The organism is Dyadobacter flavalbus (assembly GCF_006149045.1).
Taxonomy (GTDB): domain Bacteria; phylum Bacteroidota; class Bacteroidia; order Cytophagales; family Spirosomataceae; genus Dyadobacter; species Dyadobacter flavalbus.
In genome coordinates, this window is the sequence record NZ_VBSN01000042.1 from 20,694 (window position 1) to 28,193 (window position 7,500).

Consider the following 7,500-nt stretch of genomic DNA (forward strand, 5'->3'; position numbering starts at 1 on the left):
TGGTCTATCAACCGTTTCAACACAATAAAGATATAAAATAAAATTGAGTATTACAATATATTGTAATACATTAACAGAGATATACCTTTTTTCCCAAATGTTCGACAAAAAGGCATTATGCCTTGACTGAAAACTTCTTTTCAAACTCTATTTCTAATTTTCCATCGTTAAGTACGACAAAGGCTTCGTAGGGCTTACCCTCTTTCGAATGAAAAGTCAGCTTTTTAGTTTTCCCTTTTAAAACCAAATCTTTGACATTTGCATAAGTTAGGGTGCGGCCTCTAAATTCCTTCCAGATTACATATTTGCAAGCTCCGCTCTTGTATTCGGTACAGCCAAAACCTTTTTGATTTTCTATTAAAGATCCCTTCTTGCAAGCAGGACATAAAACTTTCTCCTTATCCGTCTGAGAAGTCATAGAGATAGTATTAGGATCTACCTCATTCGTATAAACAGATAATACAGAAGTTGCAGCTAATGAAGCAATCTCATTGATGAATGTAGAATAGCTATACTCACCGGAAGCAATCAATTTTAACTTTTCTTCAAACTTGGCTGTTAGTTTGATCTTTCCGATCAACTCATTATGCGTCAACTTATAAATACTTAATCCGGCCTGAGTAGGAATAAGCTTTTTCCCTTCCCTTTTTATAAAAAACCTTTTAAGAATTGTTTCAATAATGTTAGCTCTGGTTGCCGGTGTGCCAATGCCAAATTTTTCTTCGGTATCATCCAACGTGTCACTTGCATTTTCCATTTGCTTTAACAAGCTAGCCTCAGTAAATAATTGTGGGGGTGTAGTAAATCCTTTATGGACTTCCTTCTTGTCTACGAAACAAATATCACCTTCTTTCACATCAGGTAACGGCGTGTTCTCATCGTCCGGGATCAAATCGTCATCATCCACTGCAACTTTACCAAGAATATTTATTGCCTTCCAGCCATTTTGGATAACGACTTTTCCTCCAACTCTAAACAATCCATCAATGCCAACCTTAAAGGATAGTACTGTCTTATTTTCAACACATTCATCAGAAAAAGTTTGAATAAAGCGCTCAACAACAGACAGGAATATGAGCTGCTGCTCCTTCGTCATTTTGCCGAAATCAGGTTTCACACCGGTTGGAATTATTGCATGGTGATCAGTAACCTTGCTATTATCGAAAGGCGCTCTGTTAAGCTTTTTTGAAAGAATTGAGGTTACGGGGCCAGAAAGAGAACCGAGTGTTTTCAAAAACTGAAAAGATTTAATTACATCATCTTCCATGTCGTTCGACAAGTAATTGCTGTCAGTTCGCGGATAGGTCACAAACTTTGCCTCATATAAGCTTTGAAGTGTGTCAAGCGTAGTCTGGGCAGAAATAGAAAACTTTTTGTTCGCATGTTGTTGCAGGTGTGTTAAGCTAAAAAGCTTGGGAGGTGCTGTTTTTACAATTGATTTATCAACGCCTGTACATACAATCGATCCACCGACGGACTTTAAAACAGCTTCTGCTTCTTCGTTAGTTGCGAATTGTTTGTGATACTTTACAGGAAACTTCCCTTGCTCGTGTTTTAGCAACAATGTGGGAATGAAAAAAGCGGTCTTTTTAAAATTTACATTGTCTAAATATCGCTGACAAATAAGATTTAATGTTGGCGTTTGAACCCGGCCTATGGAAACTACTTTGATGTCGCTATTTGCGTATTTTACGGTGTAAACGCGAGTCAGATTAATACCTAAGATCCAATCACTTTCACTTCTTCCTTTGGCAGCATAATAAAGATTATCATAGTCTCGTCCTTGCTTCAAATTACTAAATCCTTTTTGAAATGCTTCGTTTGTTAAGGAAGAGATCCAAAGTCGCTTAAATGGTGTCCGAGAACCCGTAAGGGCGTATATGTAGCGAAATATTAACTCTCCCTCCTGCCCTGCGTCTGTTGCAACTATAATTTCACTAGCAGACTCAAAAAGAGATTTGATTTTGAAATACTGATTTCTCAATCCAGGATCTTTTGAACAATCAAGTTTGAAGGGCGTGGGAATATATGGAAGTCGCTGGATGGAAGATGCCCAAGTTTGCTTTTGTCCATTTACTTCTCCGAAACCGGCATAAGTATCTAATTCGGCAAGAGATACAAGATGACCGATTGCCCAGGTTACTCGATACCCGTTACCCTCGAAGTACCCATCCATTTTATTTGTTGCTTCTAAAAACTCAGCAATAGAGCGAGCAACAGAAGGTTTTTCTGCGATTACAGTTTTCATGACTAATAAATAAGATAAGAATTGGATTAAATTCTCTGCTTCTTGATTGGGGTTGGAGCTTCGGGAGTAGCTGCTTTCATAGCTGGCTCATTAAATGAAGCTTTCGGAGAAACCGATGGTGATGGAGCGATACTGTTATTTTGACTTTGCTCATTCTTTTGAGCAAAGTCACTTAACAAAGGAATACGAGATAGGGACAAATTACTTGACTCAGGCAATGGTTGCCCCTTGCGGTCTTTTAAAACATCATTGAAATCATTTTGAACCGATGATGGTCTAAGAATGGCAATTAGCGGCTTTCCGTCTTTCAAAGTGATCTCCTTTGCTAAATAATCCAATGCAGAACTTAGCATTTTAGATATGTTAGGAAATTTAATCTCATAGGAACTGGAAAATGCCGAAGGTTTTTCAACAATCTTTCTACTCAAAAATGACTCCTTCGCTAATTTGGAATCATCTGTTGAATGCACATTGATAGCCGCTACCAAACGATCAATGATTGAGTCGCTTGATTTCTTAGCATTGTCTTGGCCATCCACCTTGGGGTGATTGATCTCAACTTTCAAAATGTTGTATCCAATGTCCTTTTGTGGTTTGTCTTCGACTTTTGATTTTGTAGAATTTATGTAGGAAATGTTAGGTACAATACTATTGTTCACATCCCTAAGTGGGTGATCTACTGCTAGATAGTTGATTGCAAATCTGTTACCGGGTGCATTTCCATCCATCCCTATTACAAACTGAGCCTGCGGATTAGAGGAAATTAGGTTTGAGATGTGCATTTTTTGTTCCCTTGAAGGGTTTCCGGCTGGCGATATATACTGCCTGTATTCGCCTGCTTTCGGAGGGGATAGTTGATGATAAGACAGTGAGTCTATTGGAGACTCAGAGATAATAATCCGATTAGGTGGGATTTTCTCGAATTGATGCTTGTCTTTATCAACTACCAAGGAAATTGGACCATGAACTGCATGATCAGTATGAAAAGAAGCTACTCCGGCAGATCTGCTTAAAGTACCAATAGTGCCCTTTTCAAGTTGAACTGCCTTGTCCTTAAATGTGAATTCTGAATCTTTCAGCAATACAGCATGATCGTTTGTTTTCCAAACTCCATCCCATTTGCCGCCGACCGGCAAAGCTTTATAATCCTTATTTCGGATGTCAAATGAAAGAATATTTCCTTTTTGAGACGTTAAAGGAAAAGCTATATTTTCAAACTCGCTATTCTTCTTTACACTTAAAATTTGATGTTTAAATTCAGGAGCCAAAACAGTTTTAATATCTAACTGTCTCTCGTTCACTAAATACCCTGCCCTTTTTTCTCCAATATGGGTTGCATTATATTCTTTCAGGATATCTGCTTGACGTAACTTCTCGTCATTTAAAAATTGGCCTGGCGTGGCCGGCTTCATTGGCAGTATTTGAGATACAGATTGCTTGTAAGTTGGATTGCCAAGCATTGAATCCATTACAGGGAATGCTTCTTTGTATCCACCTTCTTTGAATTTAACAAATTCAATTGAGTCTCCTCTAAAATTTGTATTGTTCAAATCAACGTACATTTTATAATCCCCTTTTGGATTATTCATTACGGCTAGACGCTGGCTATCTCCTTCGATACCTGACTTATAAACGCGGTAAACGTCATTAGGCTTTGATTTATCACTTAAAGAGTACCCGTAGTGGTTTAGTACCAGCTCTAAATCCAAATCCTTTCTCAGCTGCGCGAAATCTCGCTTTTCGTATTTAGGAACAAACTCCTTTGGCTTATCTTCATGCCCAGGGTAGGAAATATAAGATTTTTTAGTTGCCATATTTGTTCGATTAGAATCTAAATATAATAAAGGATCAATGATATCAAGCTCCTGGCCTTGTTTTTTGAGATCGACCATCGTCTTGTGTAGCACATTTAAATTGTATTCTTTGGCTTGGCTTTGAGTACTTCCAACATTATGGAACAGATCCTGCAAGGACATGTGGTTTATGGAAAGTTGCTCTTTTTTAGAATCAGGATATAGTGGAGTACGGTTTTGTTCAGCTCCTTGAACAAGTACACTCCGATCATGGATTTTTTGAAACTCTTCTGATTTAAAGCCATTGATGGAAGGGTAAAAATCAATTCCAAAAGATTGAGAAGTACTTTTGTCAAGTTCACTTTTAATTGGACGTTTTATATCCGGATCAAAGTTTGTCGTAATTCTATCCTTTCCAGATTCTTTAAGTGCTTCATTAAGTTTGTTAATATTTTCGGTTGAAGGTTCAACCCAAATTTTAATTGACCCTACACTTCTTGCTTGCTCATAAGCGTCAACAGCAAAGCTTCCGAAGGCAACATACTTGACACCTTTTGCATTCATGTTATTAAACACTTCAACCTGCTCGTCGTTAACCAAATTAACTGGCTTTATAGGTGGCCGCACTACCGAATTTGCCTTGACAATCTCGCTGTCATAAACAACACCATTATCGTGGATATGGGTATTTGCACCAAGAGCTGCACCTGTACCAATAGATGAATTTGACCCTGTTATAACGCTCGACCCAATGGTTGCATTCGTTCCGATAATGCTTTCTTTACCGATACTTGCATGGCTATCAATTACAGAACTAGAACCAATGGAAGACCTTGCACCAATGTCAGAATCTTGCTTAATTAGGACCCTATCCCCTATTCTTGCTGATTCAAAAACAGTTGAATTATCACCAAACCGGCAATCAGACCCGATCTTAACGTTCTTTTCGACAACTATATCATCTCCGAATGTAGTATTTGAACCAACACTAGATCCAGACCGGATTATTGTTCTCTCACCTACGGCTATATTATTACCAAGCCTAACGTCAGTACCGATACTTGCGTTGGGTGCTATGGTAATCTTCCTTTTTTCAAATTCGCCTTTCAAGTCAGATAACTTTTCATAGCTATGAGCAACCTCCTGGTTGTTTTCAGACTGTAAATAGATAGTTTTTGACATCTGATTATATTTATTGAAATTTCATAATGAAAATTTGTGTAACAAACAGTCTAAATTCTTGTGGGAGAAGGCTCCAATCTTCATAAGACATATCTCCCCGGATCTTCGGAATAAATATGTCTTCTCCATCGTCTTCCCGTGAAGGAATAAATTGGGGTTCGAGCGCATCTGGCCCGTATGTTTCGAAAATATAATCCAGTGTTAAAATGTTTTTGGCTTTCATCGGTGTTGTGGATTAGTTCAAAGTCTTTGTTTGACAGCAGGCTTTTCCGGCGTGTCAATGGTCTTTTTGGCCTGCTCAGGTGTTTTATAACTTTCGGAGGCAGTGCTGTTTAAAAGTGATTTTTTGGCGTCTATATTATTCCCTTTCGGAAGCTCAATTCCACTTGCTTTATCGGATTCCCCTACTTTTCCACTTAGTAAATTCAGGTTCACCGTTGCTGAGTATGGCTTGTCGAGCTTTGGGTCTTTTAGACCAGACAATTCGATAGGATTGCCTATCAGTAGGTTATGAACTTGTTTTTCTGTTAACTGAACACCTTTATATTTGATTGGTAGATCAGTTACCGGAATCTCATGTTTTCGTTTGTGAATTCCCCCAGGTGCGCCATTCTCTCCTATTAGCGCAACCTTCTGTTTTTGTTCAAGCACGAATAGTTTTCCAGATTCATCCAAAAATTGCTTCTTTCCTTTTGGATCATTGGATAAGTAGTAGTCACCAACGTTATTTAACTGTTGATTAAGCTTGTGCGCTTTCTGCGTAGAAGTAGCATTGGATGATAGTGTATCTTTGATCTCCCTGACCAGCTCCTTAGTCTGGCCATCATTTGTGTGTGTCTTTTCTTTTAACAGGCTTGACAACTTAATATCAAATCGAGGATCTACTACTAAGGAGTGACTCAATCCCTTCTTGCTCTCTGACAGATTTACAGAACCGAAAGTGGAAAATCCCAACTTTAAAACAGGAATATTCGAATTAACCTGCTTATCCAGTTGGAAAAGCTTAACACCAAAAAAATGTCGCGGTTTGCCTTCCCCGTCTCTCGAAACATTCTTCACTTGTACAACTTCTCCTTGCATCAAGTTTTGATACACATTCTTCTGAGAAAGGATTTGAAGGGATTGCTTGTCCTGAGCAAGATCGTTCATAGCCTGGGAAAGGTCAACACCTTTATACATTTGTGCTATCCTAGCGATATCAATCTGAGTTTTGCTGATTTCGGCCTTTACAGTACCCGCAGACTGAATGTCTCTGGCATGCTCAATGCGGTCGTTGATAATAACACCGTCATTTGCTGCCATTCCTTTCGACGGAGCTAAACTTTCAGCTTCCTCCCTTGTAATAGGTCTTTTTGAGTCGTTTTGCTGACTAATATTCTTTTGCATCGTTATGAAAGTTATAAATTATAAATTAGCAAATATTAAATTATAAATTTATAAATTTGTTTAGACATAAAAAAATTAGCCTTGAATAAGATTATTCGATTTTGTAGCTTTTTGATAGCGATGTGCCTTTCATTGTCCGGAAAAGGGCAAGAAAAAATTTTTGTTGACCAGGAAGATGGACATTATGAAAATCAGCAGAATGATTCAGTCGATTATAAAAGTGCGGTTATTAACCTATTGAGAGACGAGCTTAATTTGAAGGAGATATTAGAATCATACATTTATCTAGGCATTGTAGACAGCACATATTTAACTGCAATACCAAGCATAAACCCTATTGAGATAAATGAAAAGCCATTTATTACAAGCCTTTATGGCTATAGAATTCATCCCATCAAAAAAAGATACATTAAACATGAAGGAATAGACCTTGCCTGTCGAAAAGGCTTCCAATTTATCTATGCGACCGCAGATGGAATTGTAAGTAAGTCTGGGTACAATGGTGGCCTAGGATTGAGTGTCTCAATAAAGCATCCAAGTGGTTTTGAAACTATCTACGGCCATTTGAGCGGATTATATGTTCGTAGCGGCTCAGAAGTAAGAATTGGAACTGTAATTGGTGTAATGGGAGAAACTGGCCTTGCAAAGGGCATCCATTTACATTACGCTGTGAAAAAAAATGGAGTACTAATTAACCCACTACCCTATCTAACACTTTATCAGGAATTTAAACAAAAAAAAGACGCTTTAAAGGCGTCTCTTTCGAGACTGTAAACCAAACTGTGTCATCTCTTAATTTGATTAAGGGAAAAAATAAGTAAATTAGTTTAACTTAAAGACACAATGAAGACAAACGAATCCTTCGATTTCGAACGCTTCAAGGAAGAAGCA

5 protein-coding genes are annotated in these 7,500 nt (G+C 38.1%); 1 reads left to right on the forward strand and 4 read right to left on the reverse strand.

Annotated features, from left to right (window positions below):
• Window positions 1-115: 115 nt before the first annotated feature.
• From FEM33_RS15330 to FEM33_RS15345, 4 genes are read right to left on the reverse strand one after another with little or no spacing between them, the layout of a single operon-like run.
• Window positions 116-2,248: a type IA DNA topoisomerase gene (locus FEM33_RS15330; RefSeq protein WP_139012904.1), complete on the reverse strand. Its 2,133-nt coding sequence runs from the start codon at window positions 2,246-2,248 to the stop codon at window positions 116-118.
• Window positions 2,249-2,274: 26 nt separating this feature from the next.
• Window positions 2,275-5,223, reverse strand: coding sequence for a toprim domain-containing protein (locus FEM33_RS15335; protein ID WP_139012905.1), 2,949 nt, complete (start codon window positions 5,221-5,223; stop codon window positions 2,275-2,277).
• Window positions 5,224-5,233: 10 nt separating this feature from the next.
• Window positions 5,234-5,446, reverse strand: coding sequence for a hypothetical protein (locus FEM33_RS15340; RefSeq protein WP_139012906.1), 213 nt, complete (start codon window positions 5,444-5,446; stop codon window positions 5,234-5,236).
• 17 nt (window positions 5,447-5,463) lie between these two features.
• Window positions 5,464-6,609 carry a hypothetical protein gene (locus FEM33_RS15345; protein WP_139012907.1) on the reverse strand — a complete coding sequence of 382 codons (1,146 nt, stop codon included), beginning with the start codon at window positions 6,607-6,609 and terminating at the stop codon, window positions 5,464-5,466.
• 81 nt (window positions 6,610-6,690) lie between these two features.
• Here FEM33_RS15345 and FEM33_RS15350 point away from each other — a divergent pair, with 81 nt between their 5' ends.
• Window positions 6,691-7,383, forward strand: coding sequence for a M23 family metallopeptidase (locus tag FEM33_RS15350; RefSeq protein ID WP_139012908.1), 693 nt, complete (start codon window positions 6,691-6,693; stop codon window positions 7,381-7,383).
• Window positions 7,384-7,500 lie beyond the last annotated feature (117 nt).

Excerpts from the sequence above, each read along its gene's own strand:
- FEM33_RS15330 (WP_139012904.1), bottom strand. The coding sequence starts at position 2,248 with ATGAAAACTGTAATCGCAGAAAAACCTTCTGTTGCTCGCTCTATTGCT.
- FEM33_RS15335 (WP_139012905.1), bottom strand. The coding sequence starts at position 5,223 with ATGTCAAAAACTATCTATTTACAGTCTGAAAACAACCAGGAGGTTGCT.
- FEM33_RS15340 (WP_139012906.1), bottom strand. The coding sequence starts at position 5,446 with ATGAAAGCCAAAAACATTTTAACACTGGATTATATTTTCGAAACATAC.
- FEM33_RS15345 (WP_139012907.1), bottom strand. The coding sequence starts at position 6,609 with ATGCAAAAGAATATTAGTCAGCAAAACGACTCAAAAAGACCTATTACA.